General features: G+C 67.2%; 17 protein-coding genes. 7 read left to right on the top strand and 10 right to left on the bottom strand.

What is annotated here, in order from left to right; genetic code table 11:
* Window positions 1-391, top strand: a 391-nt coding sequence (locus F3J15_RS32870) for a helix-turn-helix domain-containing protein (protein WP_275692410.1), incomplete at its 5' end; no start/stop codon positions are given.
* Window positions 392-427: 36 nt separating this feature from the next.
* Here F3J15_RS32870 and F3J15_RS32875 read toward each other — a convergent pair.
* Window positions 428-1048, bottom strand: coding sequence for an ABATE domain-containing protein (locus tag F3J15_RS32875; protein WP_240159256.1), 621 nt, complete (start codon window positions 1046-1048; stop codon window positions 428-430).
* 124 nt (window positions 1049-1172) lie between these two features.
* Between F3J15_RS32875 and F3J15_RS32880 the strand changes: the two genes are divergently transcribed.
* Window positions 1173-1556: a VOC family protein gene (locus tag F3J15_RS32880; protein WP_069252704.1), complete on the top strand. Its 384-nt coding sequence runs from the start codon at window positions 1173-1175 to the stop codon at window positions 1554-1556.
* A 108-nt stretch (window positions 1557-1664) separates the two neighbouring features.
* Here the strand turns inward: F3J15_RS32880 and F3J15_RS32885 are convergent, their stop codons facing one another.
* Window positions 1665-2513 (bottom strand): ureidoglycolate lyase, encoded by an 849-nt coding sequence (locus F3J15_RS32885; RefSeq protein WP_166896398.1) that lies wholly within the window; start codon window positions 2511-2513, stop codon window positions 1665-1667.
* 667 nt (window positions 2514-3180) lie between these two features.
* On the opposite strand from F3J15_RS32885, the gene F3J15_RS32890 reads away from it, so the two are divergent.
* Together F3J15_RS32890 and F3J15_RS32895 are read left to right on the top strand one after the other, a co-directional pair.
* Window positions 3181-4002, top strand: a complete 822-nt coding sequence (locus tag F3J15_RS32890; protein ID WP_166896400.1) for an IclR family transcriptional regulator — start codon at window positions 3181-3183, stop codon at window positions 4000-4002.
* 173 nt (window positions 4003-4175) lie between these two features.
* On the top strand, window positions 4176-4727 hold the full coding sequence (locus F3J15_RS32895; protein WP_069252706.1) for a hypothetical protein: 552 nt from the start codon (window positions 4176-4178) through the stop codon (window positions 4725-4727).
* A gap of 677 nt (window positions 4728-5404) precedes the next feature.
* On the opposite strand, the gene F3J15_RS32900 is transcribed toward F3J15_RS32895, so the two are convergent.
* The 5 genes from F3J15_RS32900 to F3J15_RS32920 all read right to left on the bottom strand — a co-directional run bounded on the left by F3J15_RS32900 (window position 5405) and on the right by F3J15_RS32920 (window position 11163).
* Complete coding sequence (locus F3J15_RS32900) at window positions 5405-7762, bottom strand: GNAT family N-acetyltransferase (RefSeq protein WP_166896402.1); 2358 nt, start codon at window positions 7760-7762, stop codon at window positions 5405-5407.
* A gap of 603 nt (window positions 7763-8365) precedes the next feature.
* Complete coding sequence (locus tag F3J15_RS32905; RefSeq protein WP_069252708.1) at window positions 8366-8665, bottom strand: H-NS histone family protein; 300 nt, start codon at window positions 8663-8665, stop codon at window positions 8366-8368.
* Between the two features lie 103 nt (window positions 8666-8768).
* A complete protein-coding gene (locus tag F3J15_RS32910) occupies window positions 8769-9041 on the bottom strand; it encodes a hypothetical protein (protein WP_089448620.1) in 273 nt (90 codons plus the stop codon).
* 61 nt (window positions 9042-9102) lie between these two features.
* On the bottom strand, window positions 9103-9630 hold the full coding sequence (locus F3J15_RS32915) for a BON domain-containing protein (RefSeq protein WP_166896404.1): 528 nt from the start codon (window positions 9628-9630) through the stop codon (window positions 9103-9105).
* Between the two features lie 54 nt (window positions 9631-9684).
* On the bottom strand, window positions 9685-11163 hold the full coding sequence (locus tag F3J15_RS32920) for a sigma 54-interacting transcriptional regulator (protein ID WP_166896406.1): 1479 nt from the start codon (window positions 11161-11163) through the stop codon (window positions 9685-9687).
* Window positions 11164-11480: 317 nt separating this feature from the next.
* Here F3J15_RS32920 and F3J15_RS32925 point away from each other — a divergent pair, with 317 nt between their 5' ends.
* Together F3J15_RS32925 and F3J15_RS32930 are read left to right on the top strand one after the other, a co-directional pair.
* Window positions 11481-12884, top strand: coding sequence for a GntP family permease (locus tag F3J15_RS32925; protein ID WP_069252711.1), 1404 nt, complete (start codon window positions 11481-11483; stop codon window positions 12882-12884).
* A 248-nt stretch (window positions 12885-13132) separates the two neighbouring features.
* Window positions 13133-13396: a DUF4148 domain-containing protein gene (locus F3J15_RS32930; protein ID WP_069253067.1), complete on the top strand. Its 264-nt coding sequence runs from the start codon at window positions 13133-13135 to the stop codon at window positions 13394-13396.
* Between the two features lie 77 nt (window positions 13397-13473).
* Here the strand turns inward: F3J15_RS32930 and F3J15_RS32935 are convergent, their stop codons facing one another.
* The 3 genes from F3J15_RS32935 to F3J15_RS32945 form a co-directional block, all read right to left on the bottom strand.
* Complete coding sequence (locus F3J15_RS32935; RefSeq protein WP_069252712.1) at window positions 13474-13839, bottom strand: 5-carboxymethyl-2-hydroxymuconate Delta-isomerase; 366 nt, start codon at window positions 13837-13839, stop codon at window positions 13474-13476.
* 74 nt (window positions 13840-13913) lie between these two features.
* The gene (locus tag F3J15_RS32940; RefSeq protein ID WP_166896408.1) at window positions 13914-15509 is read right to left on the bottom strand and encodes a thioredoxin family protein; all 1596 of its coding nucleotides are present in this window, start codon (window positions 15507-15509) and stop codon (window positions 13914-13916) included.
* A 271-nt stretch (window positions 15510-15780) separates the two neighbouring features.
* The gene (locus F3J15_RS32945) at window positions 15781-16281 is read right to left on the bottom strand and encodes a GNAT family N-acetyltransferase (RefSeq protein WP_166896410.1); all 501 of its coding nucleotides are present in this window, start codon (window positions 16279-16281) and stop codon (window positions 15781-15783) included.
* A 574-nt stretch (window positions 16282-16855) separates the two neighbouring features.
* Here F3J15_RS32945 and F3J15_RS32950 point away from each other — a divergent pair.
* A partial coding sequence (locus F3J15_RS32950; protein ID WP_166896412.1) for a phospholipase C, phosphocholine-specific occupies window positions 16856-19180 on the top strand: 2325 nt, incomplete at its 3' end.

The raw sequence follows: 19180 nt of genomic DNA on the forward strand, positions 1-19180 counted from the left end.
TCTGCGCGACGCCGCCGATGCCGCGCGCGTGCTCGGCGCGACACAGGCCGCGCTCGCGCACTACCGGTGGCCCGGCAACGTGCGCGAACTGCAGAACGTGATCGAGCGGATCGCTGTGGAGCTGGCCGAGGAAGCCGACGAAAACGATCCGGCCGCCGCATGCGGCACGCTCGACCCCGACGCGCTGCAGGCGATCGCGCCCGAGCTGTTCGCGGCGCCACCCGATGCGGCCGACGCCGACGATGCGCAGACGCTGCACGCGCGCCGCCGTCGCGCGGAAGCCGACGAGATCCGCGCGGTGCTCGACGCATGCGGCGGCAACCGCGACCGCGCGTGCGCGATGCTCGGCATCAGCAAGACGACGCTGTGGCGGAAGTTGTCGGCGAAATAAATAGGGGCGGCTGCCGCGCAGTGAACGGGCCGACCGTCAGTCGGCCTTGTGATAGTGGCGGTACGCCTTCGCGCGATTGCCGCACGACGACATCGAACACCAGCGGCGGCTGCCGTTCTTGCTGTCGTCGATGAACAGCCACTGGCAGGCGTCGTTCGCGCAACGCTTGACCTTCGCGAGCCGCGCACCGCCGAGCAGGTCGATCGCCGACCACAGGACCGGGCTCAGCAGCCCCGCCAGCGTCGCACGCCCCTCCCCGATCCGCCACGCATAACCGCCATCGATCCGTGCCAGCGCGACACGCGGCGCCGCTTCCGCCAGGAAGCCGCCGAGCAGCGCGAGATCGTCGGCCTGCGGCTCGCGCTGTTCGGCCTGCGCAAGAAAGAGCCGATACAGCGCCTCGCGCAACGCAAGCGCGTGCGCGAGCATGGCCGGTTCACCCGCCGCTTCGCCGTGCGCACGGCACGCTTCCACCAGCCCGGCCGGCACGCTTGCCTGCTCGCGACACCACGCCAGCAGGTTGTCTATCGTGCCGAAGGTTTCCGTCGGCGGATCGCTGCCGCGCCAGTACAGCGTGTTCGCGAAATCGATGCTCAGGGTTTCGGGCGGCGCCGGAATCAGGCAGTCCATCGTGACGGAAGGTTGCGTATCGCTCATGCCCGGATCGTATCTAACCACCATGCCGGTTGACAAGCCCACAAGCGCTTCCTAACATAACCAGCATGGTGGTTAAAACAACGTTGCCGCACCGAAGTCCCCTCTCAGTCCAAGGAGCCAACAGATGATCGATCACCTATCGTTCGGCGTTGCACACGTCGGCCGCAGCCAAGCCTTCTACGACAGCACGCTCGGCGCACTCGGCTACAAACGGCTGCATACCGACGACGAATCCATCGGGTACGGCGCAACCGAGCCGCAGCTGTGGTTGCAATATGCGCCCCGCCCTGTCGCCCCCGATCCCGACTCGGGGATGCACCTGTCGTTCAAGGCCGCTTCGCCCGTCGAAGTCGACGCGTTCTACCGTGCCGCACTCGAGCACGGCGGCCGCGACAACGGCGGGCCCGGCAAGCGCGAACACTACGGCCCCGGCTACTACGCAGCGTTCGTCGTCGATCCCGACGGATATCGGCTGGAAGCGCATTGCGAACTCGACAACGTCGTGTAATCGCGCTCGCATACCAAAGACAAGGGCCCGATTCCGCGCAATGCGGAATCGGGCCCTTATCTTTGAACTGCCGGTGGCGGTCGTTCGACGGAATCGCCGGGTGCGTGGCTATCGCGCGTCGCGCGTGCGCTGCAGTTGCTCGCCGAGCCCTTCGACACCGAGGCGCACCATCTGGCCGGCCTTCAGGAATACCGGTGACGGCTTGATGCCCATGCCGACGCCCGGCGGCGTGCCGGTCGTGATCACGTCGCCCGGCTGCAGCGTCATGCAGCGCGACAGATAAGCGATCAGCTGCGCGACGGTAAACACCATCGTGCGCGTGTTGCCGTTCTGATAACGGTGGCCGTCGATTTCGAGCCACAGGTCGAGACGCTGCGGATCGGGCACCTCATCGCGCGTGACGAGCCACGGACCGATCGGGCCGAACGTGTCGAAGCCCTTGCCCTTGTCCCACTGGCCGCCGCGCTCGATCTGCCATTCGCGCTCGGACACGTCGTTGACGACGCAGTAGCCCGCGACGTAATCGAGCGCGCGCGCTTCGTCGACGTCCTTGCAGGCCGTGCCGATCACGACACCCAGCTCGACTTCCCAGTCGGTCTTGACCGAGCCCTTCGGGATATCGATGCCGTCGTTCGGGCCGCAGATCGAGCTCGTCCACTTGCCGAACACGACCGGCTCCTTCGGCACCGGCATGCCGGCTTCGGCCGCGTGATCGGCATAGTTCAGGCCGATGCCGATGAACTTGCCGACCTGCCCGACGCACGCACCGATGCGCGGCTCGCCTGCCACCAGCGGCAGCGTGGCGGGATCGATCGCGCGCAACCGCGCGAGACCCGCGTCGGACAGCACGTCGCCGGACAGGTCCGGCACATGCGCGGACAGGTCGCGAATCCGGCCGTCCGCGTCGAGAATCCCGGGCTTTTCCTGGCCGGACGGGCCATAGCGAAGCAGTTTCATCGTGATCAACCTCTGTTGTCGAATGGGACAGGATACCGGCCAACGCGGCCCTTCACGGCCGCGCGCCGGACTGATTGTCGATCGTCGATTGCACGCGTCGGTACCGAATCCGGCATGCCGTTCGACGCGCGAGGGTCGCGCGGGCGCAGCGATCGTGGCGCCGCACGGGAAGTACGGCGCGCATCGAACGGGCAGCCGCCGGTCTGCGCATCGGCGACGACGGCCCGGCACCCGCGACATGGTCCGGCCCATACCGGCCGGCTTCACGCGCGGCCGCACCGTCGCTGGCCCGCCAGTCTTTGTACCATCGGCCGCGCGCCGTGAAATGACGCGCGACGGATACCAACTATTGGTGCGCCCGCGGACGCTGCGACGCAGCATCGCGGGCAGCGCCGCCGTCCGATTTCCTTTCGAATACCTTGAACCGGTGCCACCTGTCATGAATACCGGGTATTCGGGGCTTCCCTGTCATCCTGAAAGTGAATCGATCCGTTCTTGTTCGGTAACGATCGGTAAAAAGACGCTGCATTGCACACTAAATGTTTGTTGTTAAGCTCAAACGGATGGCGTTCGTCGCCACACGCGGGCTCGACACAAGCGTGTTGCAGAATCGGCCAGCGTGCGTCGCCAATCGATCGACAGTAATCCCCCCAACTTCACACCGACAATGCAAACAACCAACGACCTGCTTCCCGGCTGCGACGCACGGGAATCGATGGGCGCAATCGACCGCTATCGCGCACCCGCGCTCGACAAGGGTCTCGACATTCTCGAACTCCTGTCGGAGCAGAAAGAAGGCCTCACCCGCACCGAAATCACGAAGGAACTCGGCCGCAACGCGAGCGAGATCTACCGGATGCTCGAACGCCTCGTCGCGCGCCGCTACGTGATGCGCTCGACCGGCGGCGACCGCTACACGCTCAGCCTCAAGCTGTTCTCGCTCGCGCACCGCCATCCGCCGATGAGCCGGCTGATCGCCGAGGCGTTGCCGCCGATGCAGCGTTTCGCCGATTCCGCCGAGCAATCGTGTCACCTGTCCGTCTACGATCGCGGCAACCTGCTCGTGATCGCGCAGGTCGACGGGCCCGGCCCGTGGGGCGTGTCGGTGCGGCTCGGCTCGCGTGTCGGGCTCGCCGATACGGCATCGGGGCGCGTGATGCTGGCGTTCCAGGGTGCCGAGCAGCGCGCGCACATGCTCGCCGAGCACCGCAAGGTCAAGGGCGAAGCGCCATTGAACGAGCAGGAACTCGCGTATGCGTGCCAGTCCGTCCGGCACGACGGCTACCTGCGCCAGGACAGCCGCCAGGCGTACGGTGTGACCGACCTGACCGCACCGATCCTCGGGCCGTCCGGCCATGCGATCGCGGTGCTGACCTGCCCGTACATGCGCCGGATCGATGCGCATATGGCGCCGCCCGTCGACACGGTCGTCGAAGGGTTGCGCGAGACGGCCGCCCATCTGTCGATGTGCCGCGACGAGTCCTGCTGACGCGCAGGCTCGGCGGAGCGCACCGGGGGCGGCGCAATCGCGTCGCCCCCGGTCGCGCGCAACCCCTCTGCGGAGCGCGATGCACGGTGCCATATCGTGCGCCCACGGCGCTACGCTAAAATAGCGGCCCTCTCAAAAACTACGGCGGCCGGTTGTCGCGGCCGTCGTGTCCGATGGATGTCATGGCCAAACTTCTGAACGATCAAGAATTCCAGCGTTTCTCCGAACTTCAGCAGAAGCAGGCAAGCTTCACGATCACGCCCGAAGAGGCGGACGAGCTGCGCGATATCGTCGCGCGCGCGCAGAAGAAGCGCGACGATCGTACCGCTGCAATGCAGGCGATCGAGAGCTACATCGAGCAGTTCGACATCACGCCCGACGAACTCTTCTCGCCCGAGCAGATCGGCGACGCGGCCCGCACCTACGGGCTCATCACGGCGACCAAGAAGGAACGCACGCTGCCGCCGTCGATCACGTTCAACGGCAAGCCGTACCAGTGGACCAAGACGCTCCCGGACGACGTGCGCAGCGCGCTGTTCGAAGCGTTCACGTCCGGCGAGTCGGTCAAGCGCTTCATCGCGATGCCGAAGGACACCGCCCGCTGTGCACTGACGATCGCCCGCCTCGAGCGCGAAACCGGCGCGGTCTACGCCGATCCGCACCTCGAGGAACTCGCGATTTCGCGCGACCAGGTGAACGACGCCGCGCTGAAACTCGCTGCCTGAACGTAGCCACGGGCACGGTTCGTGCGTGCCCGCACCCTGCATAACGCCGGCCCAGGCCGGCGTTGCGCTTGCGGAAGACGTGCATCCGGACGCTCCCGAAAAGCCTCACCTTTGCGTCCCGCAAGCGCTCACCTATCCCTCCCGAAAAAGCTCACCCAGGCTCCTGAAGACCCTCACCCAGGGCTCCCGGATGTCCTCACCAATACGTCCCGCAGACCCTCACCGATGCGCCCCGGAAAGGCTCACCGGCGCCTCCCGCAGACGCTCACCGGCCACTCCCGGGAAGGCTCACCGAGTGCCCCCGTATCGACTCACCAAGCGCTCCCGTATCGGCTCACCCCAAGCTTCCCGGAGAAGCTCACCGACAGCTCCCGAAAAGTCTCACCTTTTGGGTAACTTCGAATTTTCGAGGGGGGAATACGGCGGTAAATGCGCGCGGACGCCTTGCGGAAAACAGCGACGCGGAACGGATATCGCGGCAAGCAGCACCCTTCTGGCGGTGCCAAATGAGCGTCGTTATTTCCGTTGCAAACAGGCGCCGGCTCGTTCGCGGTCGCTTCGCTCGGGCGAGAGATTCCAATGCTCTGCATTCCTGAATTGAAACATCCGCAACCTGCCGGAAGGCCGGAGACGTCGACTGCATGCAACGCCGCCTCGCGTCACGCAGCAGACGGGCGCTACGGCTGCAGCTTCATCCTGAAGCCGACGACACCCGGCTCCTCCGTCGTCGACACGGCAAACCCGCACGCCTTCGCCAGCGAAATCATCGCCGAGTTCTCGCGCAGCGCCTCGCCGATCATCCAGGCGGTTCCGCGCGAGCGCGCGTAGTCGATGATGCGCGTCATCATCAGCCGACCAAGCCCCTTGCCCTTCTGATCGGGTCGTACCGCGATCGCGAACTCCGCCGTCTCGTTGTCGGGATCGGCCACCGCGCGCACCACCGCGAGCGTGTGGTCGCGCCCCGACACATCGGTGAACGACACGATGAAGGCCATCTCACGGTCGTAGTCGATCTGCGTCATGCGCGCGACCTGCGAATGATCGAAGCTGCGCACCGCGCCGAAGAAACGCATCCGCAGATCGTCCGGCGTCATCGCACCGAGCAGTTCGTTGTGCGCAGCCTCGTCTTCCGGACGGATCGGGCGAATCGTCACCGTCTCGCCGCGCCACTCGAGCGTCTGCTCGAGGTGGCGCGGATACGGCATGATCGCGAGCCGGCTGCGCCCCGCGGCCAGCGTGATGCGCGGCGCGATCACGTGCGCGCGGTCGGACAGCACGCGCAGCGTGACCGACATCGCGACAACTTCGCGCACGTCGCAGACGACCTGCGACAGCGCCGTCAACGCGTCGAGCGTCGGCTCGATGGGCGTGCTGCGTGCATACGGCGAGCGCTCCATCACCGCGCGGGCAAGCACGGTGTTCAGCGGTGGCAGGCCATAGACGACGAACGGCGCCGATACGCCGTCTGCAGGCGGCACGGCATAGCGAAACACCGGACCGAAGTTCGAATCGTCGTACATGTCGACGGTGACATCGACGACCTTCTTTCCGGACGGCTCGACGGCCGGCTCGCCCTGCAGGCCAAAATGAGACAGCCATCGCAGCGCGGCTTCGCCGGTCAGTTCATGCAGGCCGGCTTCGACCATCCGGCGCGCGTCGGCCTGCGCGGATGCCACGCACTCGGCCGGCTGCAGCGGCGTACCTTCGGGCGTTTGCATCAGCAGTTGCCGCCCGAGGTTGTAGTCGACGAGACGCGCATACGCGCGCGCGAGCCGCTGCGGCGTGGTGTGCACGGGAATGCCGTTCGCGTGCAGCGCATCGCGCGTCGCCGCGTCGACCGCGCCGAAGAAACACGCGAGGATGCCGCGATGCGCGTACTGCCGTGATTCGATCAGCGTGTGCGCAACCGCATCGGCCGGCGCGCTGTGGGAAGTCGAATGGACGACGAACAGCGTGCCCGTTTGCGGGAACGGCGCGAGCGCCTTGACCGCCGCGGCAAAATGCTCGGGGCGCGCATCGTCGCCCAGCGTCAGCGGATTGCCGGGCGATGCGAGATGCGGCAGCGCCGCCGACACGGCCGACGTGGCCGCGGGCGACCAGTCGGTCAGCACGTCGCGCACCTCGGCCACCGCATCGACCGCGAGTTTCGCGACGCCCGCGTCGCTCGTCACGAGCGTGGCCGCGCCGCGCGCCGTGACGCGGCCGACGCCGAGCGTCTCGATCTCGTCGAGCAGATCGTCGAGCGCATCCACCCGCACCATCCCCGCGCGCTGGAACGCCGCCGTATAAAGCGCGTCGCCGGGATCCGCGCGGCCGGTGCGCAATGCGAGCACCGGCTTGTTGCGTGCGGCCGCGCGCGCGGCCGACATGAACTTGCGCGCGGCGCGCACGGTATCGAGTTCGAGCAGGATCGCGCGCGTGCCGGGATCGCTCGCGAGATAGTCGAGCACGTCGCCCGCGTCGACGTCGGACTCGCCGCCGAGCGCGACGACATGCGAAAAGCCGAGGCCCCGTGCATCGGCCCAGCCGAGCACCGCGTTCGTCAGCGCATTCGATTGCGACACCCACGCGACGCCGCCCGATCGCGCCGTATAGGCCGGCGCGCCGAAATGCGCATGCCGTGCAGGCGACAGCACGCCGAGGCTGCCCGGTCCGACGATACGGAGGACGAACGGCTTCGCCGCCTTCAGCGTGCGATCGAGCGCGGCGCGATCGGCATCGGTGCGCGCCTCGCCGACGATCACCGCAACGCGCGTGCCGAGCTCGCCGAGCTTGCGCACGATGCCGGCCCAGGTCGCGGGCGGCGTGCAGATCACGGCCACCGATGGCGGCGCGGGCAACCGGTCGACATCGGCAACGACCGGATGCCCATGCAGGTCACGATACTTCGGATTGACGGGCCACACGGGCCCCTCGAATGCACCGTCGAGCACGCGCGACCACACCATCGCGCCGATACTGCCCGCGCGCGACGACGCCCCGACGACCGCAACGGACTTGGGCTGGAACAATGCATCGAGATGGCGAACGGTCACATCGGCTCCCTGCGGTAACGAAAGACGACCCGATCGGCATGCGGCACGGACAGGCCATGCGCCGATCGACGCGAACCCCAAGCATAGGCGAAGCGCATGCGGCTGCCTATATGCCGAACGGCCGACTGTTCGACCCACGTCAACGCTCGCAGCATGGGCCTGCAACACGAGCATGGAAGCCGTCGCCGCGCGCCGGCCGAGCACATTCGCCCGGCGCACACGGTGCAGGCGTGCAGCGCGACGCTGCGCCCGCTTCGTCAAAGGTGAGGATTTACAGGAGCCATGGTGAGACTCTTCGGGAATTGCACGGCGCCACGCGCCAACACACGAAAGGTGATCGGAATTCGCCGCACGCGTGCACCACGAGAATGGCGCAGGCCAATGCGCATGTGCTGCGCAATTGCACGGCTGTTTACCGGAATTCGCCGCGATATCCCGTCGAATCGCAGCGAATTCGCAAAACGTGATCCGTTAATTGCGCGGCGTCGCCGATCAATACGCCATCGGGAATCGCGCCGGGCATGCACGAAAACAAAACGGTGCGACGGCCGCATGGCCGTTCGCACCGTCAGTCAGTACGCGAAAGGTGAGGTTTTTCGGGAGTCAGTCCTTGATCAGGAAACGCTCGCGATTCTTGCCGAGCCACGTCGGCGAGCGCCCGCGGCCACTCCAGGTTTCACCCGTCTTCGGGTTCAAATATTTCGGCGGCGACACACGCTTCGGCTTGGCTGCACCAGCGGCCGCGCCTGCCGGACGAAACCCGAGCTCTTCCGGCGTAATGTCGTATTCCTCGATTTTCGCGCGGATATCGGCAATCGCATCGGCAATCGCCTTTTCACGCTCCTTGTCGATCTTTTGCTGAAGCCGTTCGAGCTGCGCGCTCAGTTGCCTGTAGGTCGCCATATGGATGGGACTCCGTGAGTGTTATTCGTGAAAAATAGATGACTCTCAGCCAACAGAAAAACGCTTCGCCCGATCGTGGTCGCCACAGCCGGTTATCTCGGGATCAATAACCGCTCTTCTTCTTGCACGCGAAGAGAAGATTTCGCGTGGCGTCATCGCGCGATTGCTGAAGCACTTCGAAATCGCCGTTGCAGATCGCCCGGGCGTTGTCCGTGCAATTGCTCCAGTCGCTGCCGGTGCATTGCACCTGGGTGGTCGGACGCCCGTCCGAAGTGAACAGCGGCGCGCTGCCGCCACACCCGCCGAGCCCTGCAACCAGAGCCAAGACAACGGCTGCCCGAGGCCACCGACAGACCGACGCAAGCATGTGTTTCATTGTTGTTCCCGTCAACCTTTTTTTGAATGTCGCGAGTATGCCATGCGCGGCCCTTCGGCCGTCAGTTCGGCGTACGGCCGGGTTGCCCGCGCGCCTTGTACGGCAAGCGCTTGCGCGGATCGTCGGTGATGCGAACGAACACCTGCTCGACGTCCGGAAGCGCCTCGAGTTCGCGCTGCAACGCCTGCTGATCGAACGCCGTATCCGCACATCCTTCGACGTAAATGAAACGTCGCTGCACGGTGATCCACAGGCTCGTGCCATGCAGCCGATCCGAGCCGGCGAAGTGCGCCTTCACGGCGTCGGCGATCGGTGCGTCGTACATATAGGAATTCGGCTTCGTGCAGCGATGCGCGAGCCAGCAGGTTGTGCCGCGTTCGGCGCGGTAATGCGCGTCGTCCGTCATCTCGGCCCGGGTCATCCACGGGCCGAGCGGCAACGGGCATTCGGCCACGTCGCGCGACAGCGCGATGAACGGATCGTTGTACCAGTTGCGCCGCGCCTCGGGTGCATCGGTGTCGGCGGACTGCGCGAACGCAGAGGTCGCCAGCAACATGGTCAGCCACCGTGCGATGCCGATCCGTTTCATCGTGATCTCCTGTTCGATGCTTCACGTCCGAGCGCGTCGGCCTGGCCGTCTGGCTTACCGGTCGATGCCCAGCGCCGCCAGTTTCTTGTACAGCGTCGCGCGGCCGATCCCGATGCGTGCGGCCGCGTCCATCACCTTCCCGTCGCAGGCCGCCAGCGCATCGGTCAGGAACTGGCGCTCCCACGCCGCCAATGCATCGGCATACGAAGCGGCCGGCGCAGCAGGCCGCTCGCCCGCACGCCGTTCGACCAGTGGCACGGCCGGCGGCTGCGCCGGTGCGGCACCGTCCGTCGATACGCGCACCGGCCCAAGGAACGGCGCGAGCGCGCGCGCATCGATCACCGACCGGTCCGACAGCATCAGCGCGCGTTCGAGCGTGTTGCGCAACTCGCGCACGTTGCCCGGCCACGGATACGCACACAGCATCCGCAGCGCATCGTCGGTCAGCTCGCAATGCGCGGCGCGCCCGTGCTGCGCGGCCAGCTCCTCGAGCGTCGCGTAGACGAGCGCCGCGATGTCGGACGCGCGCTCGCGCAGCGGCGGCGCGTGGATCGTCAGCACGTTCAACCGGTAATAGAGATCCGCGCGAAAACGCCCGGCCGCGACCAGCGCCGGCAAGTCGGCGCTCGTGGCCGCGATGATCCGGACATCCGCGCGCACGATCCGGTTCGAGCCGACCGGCTCGAATTCCTTGTCCTGCAGCACGCGCAGCAGCTTGCCCTGCAGCGGCAGCGGCATGTCGCCGATCTCGTCGAGAAACAGCGTGCCGCGATCGGCCAGTTCGAACTTGCCGATGCGCCCCTTGCGATCGGCGCCCGTGTACGCGCCGGGCGCCGCGCCGAAGAATTCGGTTTCGAGCAGCGTGTCGGGAATCGCGGCGACGTTGACGGTCACGAGCGGCTGGAGCGCGCGCGCCGACGCCGCGTGAATCGCATGCGCAAGCAGTTCCTTGCCGGTGCCCGTCTCGCCGAGCAGCAGCACCGGCGAATCGACCTGCGCGGCACGGCGCGCCTGGCGCTTGGTTTCGAGGCTCGCGGCGCTCGTGCCGACGAAGCTCGCGAACGTGTATTTCGCGCGGCGTGCCTGCGCGAGCGAACGCTGCGTCGCGATCAGCTGCTGCTGAAGCTGTGCGTAGCGGGAAAAGATCGGCGTGAGCGTCTTCAACTGGTCGAACAGCGCGAAGCCGATCGCGCCGACCGTCTCGCCGGCCTCGTTCTTCAGCGGCAGGCGCGTGACGACGAGCGGCTCGCGGCCCGTCTCCATGATGTCGAGCAGGATCGGCTGCCCGGTCGACACGACCTCGCGCATCAGGCTGTTCGGGATCACGGCCTCGCAGTCGAGGCCGACGGCCTGCTGCGGATCGGCGAAACCGAAGCGCGCCGCGTACCGCTCGTTCATCCACACGACGCGCGCATCGCGATCGACGACCACCGTGCCCGCGCTCGAATCCTCGAAGGTCCGGAACAGCGACTCGGCGGCGCGCCGCAGCACGTCGCCGTAGTTGACGGGCAGGCGGGCCCAGTCGTTCATCATCGTGTCGTCGTCTCCGTGTATTTTTGGGCCGGCTGTCTCCGGAACGAGACGGATTATCTCACTCTGGAGACACGCCGCAATGCGTTGTCCGGGAAAGCCCTGCCCGATTCCACGGGCTGGCCGGACGGCCATTTCGTCTCCGGATGGAGACGTTTTATGTAGAATCGTCAGACAACGACCGGCGCGGGCCCGCCGGTCTCCGGCGGACCCACGTCCGGCGGCGCAATCCGGCCGATGGCACGAAACCTGCACGAACCTGAGCCGGTCCGCGGCGCGTCGCGCGAACCAACAACAACCAAAGCCATTAGGAGACTCCCTTGTCTTTCGTGATCGTCCTCGCCGCGCTGGCGTTCCTGATGTTTGCCGCGTATCGCGGCTATAGCGTGATCCTGTTCGCGCCGATCGCCGCGCTCGGCGCGGTCCTGATGACCGAACCCGCCGCCGTCGCACCGGTCTTCTCCGGCATCTTCATGGAGAAGATGGTCGGCTTCGTCAAACTGTATTTCCCGGTGTTCATGCTCGGCGCCGTGTTCGGCAAGGTGATCGAACTCTCCGGGTTCTCCGAGTCGATCGTCCATGCGGCGATCCGCTACATCGGCCGCTCGCGCGCGAATGCGGTGATCGTCGCGGTGTGCGCGCTGCTCACCTATGGCGGCGTATCGCTGTTCGTCGTGGTGTTCGCGGTCTATCCGTTCGCGGCCGAACTCTATCGCCAGAGCAACATCCCGAAACGGCTGATGCCCGGCGCGATCGCGCTCGGCGCGTTCTCGTTCACGATGGATTCGCTGCCCGGCACGCCGCAGATCCAGAACATCATCCCGACCACGTTCTTCAAGACGACCGCCTGGGCCGCGCCGGTACTCGGCACGATCGGCTCGCTGTTCATCATCGTCGTCGGCCTCACGTATCTCGAATGGCGTCGCCGTTCGGCGATGGCGAAGGGTGAGGGCTACGGCACGTCGCTCGTCAACGAGCCGGAACGCGTCACGGCCGAATCGCTGCCGAGCCCGTTCCTCGCGATCCTGCCGCTGATCCTCGTCGGTGTGTCGAACTTCGCGCTCACCAAGCTGATCCCGACGTGGTACGGCGCTGCGTCGTACACAGTCGCGCCCGACGTGCTGCCGGGCGTGCATACGCCGGTGACGACGTCGATCAAGACGGTCGTCGCGATCTGGTCGGTGGAGGCCGCGCTGCTGCTCGGCATCCTGCTCGTCATCGCCACCGCGTTCAAGCGTGTCAGTGAACACTTCGCGGCCGGGTCGAAGGCGGCGGTGGGCGGCGCGCTGCTCGCCGCGATGAACACGGCGTCCGAATACGGCTTCGGCGGCGTGATCGCCGCACTGCCGGGCTTCCTCGTCGTCGGCGATGCGCTGAAGAGCATTCCGAACCCGCTCGTCAACGCGGCCGTGTCGGTCAGTTCGCTCGCCGGCATCACGGGCTCGGCGTCGGGCGGCATGAGCATCGCGCTCGCCGCGATGTCGGACCTGTTCATCAAGGGCGCGCAGGCCGCGAACATCCCGATGGACGTGCTGCACCGGGTCGTCGCAATGGCGAGCGGCGGCATGGACACGCTGCCGCACAACGGCGCGGTGATCACGCTGCTCGCGGTCACGGGCCTCACGCACCGCCAGTCGTATCGCGACATCTTCGCGGTCACGATCATCAAGACGCTTGCGGTGTTCTTCGTGATCGCCGTGTACTACACGACGGGGCTCGTGTAACACCCCCGCAGCGGCCCGTCCCCGGGCCGCCGCCCGCCGGCCGCGTCGATGCGGCCGGCTTCTTCCCCACTCCTCCCCCCCTTTTGCCGCACGCCGCCCGGGCGCGCTCGCCGGCTCGCTCATTGTTGTCCGCAGCAGAACACTACGTTGGTCGCAGCGGCATTTTTCGCGCGGCGGGCGCGGCCTACACTGCTTTCGACGGTCACCGCATGCAATCGGCACCGTCGAAAACCTGGAGGTATCCGCTCATGAACCCGCTCATCCGCACCATCGCCCTCGCTGCCGCCTTCGCCGCGCCCATCGCCGCGCAGGCGCAAACGAGCCGGCCGCTCACACGCGCCGAAGTTCATGCCGAAGTGGTTGCACTGAGAAAAGCCGGCTTCCAGCCGAGCGACTGGTTCTACCCGGCCAGCATTCAGGCCGCCGAGGCGAAGATCGCGCGGCAGCAGGGTGCGCCGCGGGCCGCGGGCGCCGACTACGGCAATCGCGGCGCGTACTCGCCGGGTCAATAGTTCGGTTTCGAATCCGCCGGCCGTGCGCGCATCAGCGCCACGTTCCCGGCCCGCGCAGCGCGCACCGCACCGTCCGCTCAGCGCGGCTCGATGCTCGCTTTCGCGTAGGACTCGCGTTCCAGTTCGAGTATTTCCGCGCTCAGTTGCAGGTGCGTGCCGGGCGGCGCAACGACGTGCCGCTTCAGTTCCGCCAGCACCTGCTCCGAAACTTCACGTTTGACGTCGGTCGTCCGGCCGCTCAGCACCGCGAGCTTCGCGTGGACGAACGCGCGCGGCGCCGGCGACGTGCCGACTGCGAACGTATCGAACCGCAGCGCGCGGCTCTTGATGTCGAGTTCATTGAACTGGCCGGACGCGGCAAGCGCGGCATTGAGCGCGCGCAAGGTCGCGCCGGCGTCGAAGCCGTCGAGGTTCGCGGAATATTCGAGCGTCAGGTGGGGCATGGTGTCGGTGGCCTCGTGGGTATCGGGAAAAGCGCCGGAAGGCATCCCGAAAGCGCACGCGGTGCCACCGGATGCTATGCCTTGACCGGCTGGATCAAGCGCGCGCAGGCACTTGCCTGCGGATCGCCGGCGGGCAGTTTCCCACAGATGCCGTCGAACTGCTTCGCGATCGATTTGACCGACGCATCGTGTGCACCGCTGCCGCGCCAGCGGTTCAACTGCGTGACGACCTTGGTCAGCGCGCGCAGGTTCGCGCCATAGAATGCGTCCCGCGTCTTGTCGGCCTGCGCGAGCACGCTCGTGGCAATCCCTTCGATGCGCGCCGAATCGTCCGGCGCCAGTTGGACCGCATTCGCGAAGTAGGTCGCGCCCCAGCGCAGCTTCGTCGCCGGCCCGCTCGCCGAGTCATATGCCTTGCGGTACCAGTCGAGCGCCGCGGCCTTGTCGCCGCGCGCCTTCGCATTCGCAGCCAGCCCGGACATGAAGTAGTACGGCGTGGACGAACGCGTCAGCTCGGTCTTCAGCAACGCATCCGACTCGTCGTACAGCCCCGCGTCGGTCAGCGTGTCCGCGCCTTCGCTGACGAGCGCCTGCCGCTCGTAGGCATTCGCGGCGCCCTGCACCGACGCGGCGATCTGCTTGCGCGCCGTGTCGGCCAGCGCCGGCGCGGCCAGCGGTGCACCCTTGCCTGCATCGCCGCGCGCGAGCAGCACGCGGCCGTGCAGCGCCATCAGCCGGTCGATCGACGACAGCGTGGTATCGGTCGACAGGCGCGCGAGGGCCGTGTCATATGCGCCGCGCAATTTCGCGCGCTGCGCGTCGTCGCCGCCGAGATACGCGACCACGCGCGCGGGCGCCGCAACCAGCACGTCCGAATCGGCGCGCGACAACACAGGATCCTGCAGCACCGTGCGCAGCGAATCGGCAAGCGCCGCCTTGTCGAGCGCGCCGGCCTGCGCCGGATCGTCGGACGCGGCGACCACGGCCGACTTCAGCGCGAAGCGCGCCGATTCGCCCTTCGCGCCGGCCGCGCGTGCGCGTTGCGCGAGCGACTGCAGCGTCTCGGCGACGCGATCGGCCGCCACCGGCAGCGCACCGTCCGTATCCCACGAATAGTCGGCCAGCAAGCGCCATTCGTCCGGCGTCAGCGATGCGCCATTCTTCAGCGCGGTCGCGAGCGTCTGACGCACCGGGTGCGCGGCCGTCATCCCGAGCGACAGCGCCTGCATGTAGCGATCGAGATCGGCTTCGCCTGGCAGCCGCGTCACTTCGGTGCCGTCGGGACGGAACAGGATCATCGTCGGGTAGCCGTGCACCTTGAAACGCTCGCCGAGCTTCTGCGCGCTTTCGGTATCGCCGTCGAGATACACGGGCACGAAGAACGACGAACGGGTCTTGAATGCCTGCTGGCTGAAGATCGTCGACTTCACCTGGTTGCACGACGGGCACCACACCGCGCCCCAGTAAAGCAGCAGCGGCTTGCCGGTGCGCTTCGCCAGTGCGAAGGCGGCGTCGACGTCGCCGTGCTGCCACGCGATGCCGGGCGGCAGGTGCGCGCCATCGGGTGCGGCGCTCGCCGCCGGGGCGCCCGTGGGCGTGGCAGCGGCAAGCGCCGCACCCGCGGCAGCGAGCAGGCAGGCGGCAGTCAGATTCCGGAGAGCAGTTTTCATCGAAGCGGGTCCGTTGAAAGAGACGGTTGCGGAAAGGTGCGGTGCGCGAAGCGATGGCTGTGAGTAACAGCCATGAAGCGATGACGATGAAGCCAGCCGGCGTGCAACGCCGCGCATGATCGTTTCGGAAAAGCGAACGCCGGCCGAGGCGGCCGGCAAATCCTTCGACGATACGACGGGTACAGCCCGGAGAAAACGAACGAATTCTCGAATGAATATGACGCGCGGCATCGCGGCCGCGCGTGCTGTCAGATAGGCGTCGGCCGAGCCTTCACTGCCGCGCCTTGATCCGCGCCATGTGATACACCGACGCATGCACGCCATCGCGCAATGCATAGCCTGGCGATTCACCCTCGACCCGGAAGCCATGCTTCTCGTAGAGCGCGACGGCCGCGCGGTTGTCGGTGAACACGGTCAGCTCGAGACGCGTGATGTTCAGCCAGTTTTCCGCGAGATCGATCGCGGCCGCGAGCAACCGGCTGCCGACGCCGCGCCCGTGGTGCGTCGCGTCGACCATCATGCCGAGCCCTGCCGCATGGCGACGGCGCGGATTCTGTTCGGGATGCAGGCCGAGATGGCCGACCACGACGCCGTCGATTTCGGCGACGAGGCTCACGCCGTGCTCGCGCACGCCGTCGAGCCGCTTCTGCCATTTCTCGAGCGACGGAAACGGCTGCTGCAACGTATTCGCGTACACCGCGGGATGCGCGGCGATTTGCCGGATTGCGTCGACGTCGTGCGTCTCGCTGTGCCGGATCGTGATGTCGGTCATGGGTGGGCCGGTTCCGAAAAGTCGCGCCAGTCGCGCGGGCTGCGCACATGCGCAACAACGTGTCGAGCTTATCCGATTTCACGCATTTGAAACATGGGCGTCATGCGATGCCGTTGCACTCGCAACGATGCGCGAGCACACCCCTCCATCGCGAACCGGAAAAATCTGACCGATTCCTCACACCGCGATCGGTAATTCCTGACCCGTTCCGTCGCGCATCGCTTTCCGATCGATCGTTGCGCACGCAACGTCACGCGCGCGACATGCGATGTCATGTCTTCATCACGTCGACGTCACGCCGCCTCCCTAGACTGGGCGCCGCCCAACCCGGCATGCGCCGGGCCGGCGTGTGCCGACGTCCTGGCCCGCGCATCACGAGCGCGCGTTGCACAGGATCGCGGCGACGGCCAAGGCATCCGCGCGACACCACGCATCGCGCGCGATGCGCGCACCTCCGCCACGCGCGGCCGATGCACTCGAACGCACACGCCGCGCGAATCGTCCCAGGGGGGCGATGCACGGGCGCCTCCAGACGAAGTCACGAACGCTCCCATCATCACAGGACCCGAACGCCATGACGTCACGCCGCAAATTCCTCCAGCAAACCGCCACTTCCGGCCTCGCCGCCGCCGCGCTGTCCGCGTTTCCGCCGAGCATCCGTCGCGCGCTCGCGATTCCCGCGTTTCACGAAACGGGGACCATCAAGGACGTGAAGCACGTCGTGTTGCTGATGATGGAGAACCGCGCATTCGACAGCTACTTCGGCACGTTCAAGGGCGTGCGCGGTTACGGCGACCGCTTTGCGGTGCCGTCGCCGAACGGCCGCAACGTGTTCTACCAGACGTACACGAAGCCGACGCCCGCCACCACCGTCACGCCGTATCACCTCGACGCGAGCCAGGGCAACGCGCAGCGCGCGGGCGGCACGCCGCACACGTGGGCCGATGCGCAGGCCGCGTGGGACCACGGCCGGATGAACCGCTGGCCCGACGCGAAGACGCCGCTGTCGATGGGTTACTACGACGCGGCGGAAGTACCGTTCCAGCGCGCGCTCGCCGATGCGTTCACGCTGTGCGACCACTACCACTGCGGGATGCACACGGGCACGATCGCGAACCGCCTGTTCTACTGGAGCGGCACCAACGGCCCGAACGGCATCAGCCCGGCCGACGGCAGCCGGGTGAAGGTCGCCGCGCTGAACAACCAGTTCAACGGCGGCAACGACATCGGCCCGTCGAGCCAGGGCTGGACCTGGACCACCTACGCCGACCGGCTGCAGCAGGCCGGCGTGAACTGGAAGGTCTACCAGAGCCTGATCGACAACTTCGGCTGCAACGAGATGATGAGCTTCCGCCACTGGCGCGCGGCGATCGAGCAGATGCCGCCCGCGCGCCGGCCCGCGTACGTCGCGTCGACGGACATCACACAGCCCGTGACGGCGGCCGGCGCGTTCTACGATCCGGCGATCGACGATCCGCTGAGCCCGCTCGCGAAGGGGTTCGGCAACACGATGCCGTACGGCTTCCTCGAGTCGTTCCGCGACGACATCCGCAACGGCACGCTGCCCGAGGTGTCGTGGATCATCCCGCCGTCCGTGTACAGCGAACATCCGGGGCCGTCGAGCCCTACGCAGGGCGGCTGGTACGTGCAGGCCGTGCTCGATGCGCTGACGGCAAACCCGGAGGTATGGAGCAAGACCGTGCTGCTGGTGAACTACGACGAGAACGACGGTTTCTTCGATCACATGCCGTCGCCGGCCGTGCCGTCGCGCAACGCCGACGGCACGCTCGCGGGCGGCCATACGCTGCGGGACGCCGACGTCGCCGCCGAGTACCACGACTTCACGCCGGCCACGTCGAGCCAGCCGGCGATCGACAGCCGTCCGTACGGCCCGGGCCCGCGCGTGCCGATGTGGGTCGTGTCGCCGTGGAGCCGCGGCGGCTGGGTCAACTCGCAGGTGTTCGACCATACGTCGACGCTGCTCTTCCTCGAAAAGCGCTTCGGCGTCGCGGAGCCGCAGATCAGCGCGTACCGCCGCGCGGTGTGCGGCGACCTGACGAGCGCGTTCAACTTCCGCTCGCCGAACAACGAACCGCTGCCGACGCTCGCGGGCCATACGACGAAAAGCCAGGTCGACGCGCTGAGCGCCGCGCAGCAGGCCGCGCCGAAGATCGTGCCGCCGGCCGCGCCGTCGCTGCCCGCGCAGGCGAACGGCGTGCGCCCGTCGCGCGCGCTGCCTTACGAACTGCATGCCAGCGCGCGTGCCGACGCCGGCAACGGCACGGTCACGCTGAAGTTCGCGAACACGGGCCGCGCCGCCGCCGTGTTTCACGTCTATGACAAGCTGCACCTCGACCGCCTGCCGCGGCGCTACGTCGTCGAACCGGGCAAGACGCTGCACGGCGACTGGGCCGCGCGCGCCGACAACGGCGGTAAATATGACCTGTGGGTGCTGGGCCCGAACGGCTATCACCGCCGCTTCACCGGTGACCTCAGCCGCCTGGCCGGTGCCCGCGCGCCGCAGCCGGAGGTTCGCGTCGGCTATGCGGGCGCGAGCGGCAACCTCCATCTGAAGTTGCGCAACGACGGAGGCGGCACGGTGCGCTTCACCGTGAAGTCGAACCAGGTCTACGGGCCGCTGTCCGGCCGCGGCGCGCACGACGATCACGGTCATGGCCAGGGCAACGAGGACGGCTACAGCCAGGGTCACGGCCGCGGGACCGGTACCACGTGGACGGTCACGGTGCGCGCCGGCGACCAGGCCGAGCTGCACTGGAACCTCGACTCGACCGGCCACTGGTACGACTTCATCGTCACCGCGGACAGCGACGCGAGTTTCTCGCGCCGCGTCGCCGGCCGCGTCGAAACCGGCCGCCACTCGGTCAGCGACCCGGCGATG

The sequence above is a fragment of the Burkholderia sp. Ap-955 genome (assembly GCF_011753045.1).
GTDB lineage: Bacteria > Pseudomonadota > Gammaproteobacteria > Burkholderiales > Burkholderiaceae > Burkholderia > Burkholderia lata_D.

Coding starts and splice junctions, on each gene's coding strand:
- F3J15_RS32875 (WP_240159256.1), bottom strand. CDS start 1,048: ATGAGCGATACGCAACCTTCCGTCACGATGGACTGCCTGATTCCGGCG.
- F3J15_RS32880 (WP_069252704.1), top strand. CDS start 1,173: ATGATCGATCACCTATCGTTCGGCGTTGCACACGTCGGCCGCAGCCAA.
- F3J15_RS32885 (WP_166896398.1), bottom strand. CDS start 2,513: ATGAAACTGCTTCGCTATGGCCCGTCCGGCCAGGAAAAGCCCGGGATT.
- F3J15_RS32890 (WP_166896400.1), top strand. CDS start 3,181: ATGCAAACAACCAACGACCTGCTTCCCGGCTGCGACGCACGGGAATCG.
- F3J15_RS32895 (WP_069252706.1), top strand. CDS start 4,176: ATGGATGTCATGGCCAAACTTCTGAACGATCAAGAATTCCAGCGTTTC.
- F3J15_RS32905 (WP_069252708.1), bottom strand. CDS start 8,665: ATGGCGACCTACAGGCAACTGAGCGCGCAGCTCGAACGGCTTCAGCAA.
- F3J15_RS32910 (WP_089448620.1), bottom strand. CDS start 9,041: ATGAAACACATGCTTGCGTCGGTCTGTCGGTGGCCTCGGGCAGCCGTT.
- F3J15_RS32915 (WP_166896404.1), bottom strand. CDS start 9,630: ATGAAACGGATCGGCATCGCACGGTGGCTGACCATGTTGCTGGCGACC.
- F3J15_RS32920 (WP_166896406.1), bottom strand. CDS start 11,163: ATGATGAACGACTGGGCCCGCCTGCCCGTCAACTACGGCGACGTGCTG.
- F3J15_RS32930 (WP_069253067.1), top strand. CDS start 13,133: ATGAACCCGCTCATCCGCACCATCGCCCTCGCTGCCGCCTTCGCCGCG.
- F3J15_RS32935 (WP_069252712.1), bottom strand. CDS start 13,839: ATGCCCCACCTGACGCTCGAATATTCCGCGAACCTCGACGGCTTCGAC.
- F3J15_RS32940 (WP_166896408.1), bottom strand. CDS start 15,509: ATGAAAACTGCTCTCCGGAATCTGACTGCCGCCTGCCTGCTCGCTGCC.
- F3J15_RS32945 (WP_166896410.1), bottom strand. CDS start 16,281: ATGACCGACATCACGATCCGGCACAGCGAGACGCACGACGTCGACGCA.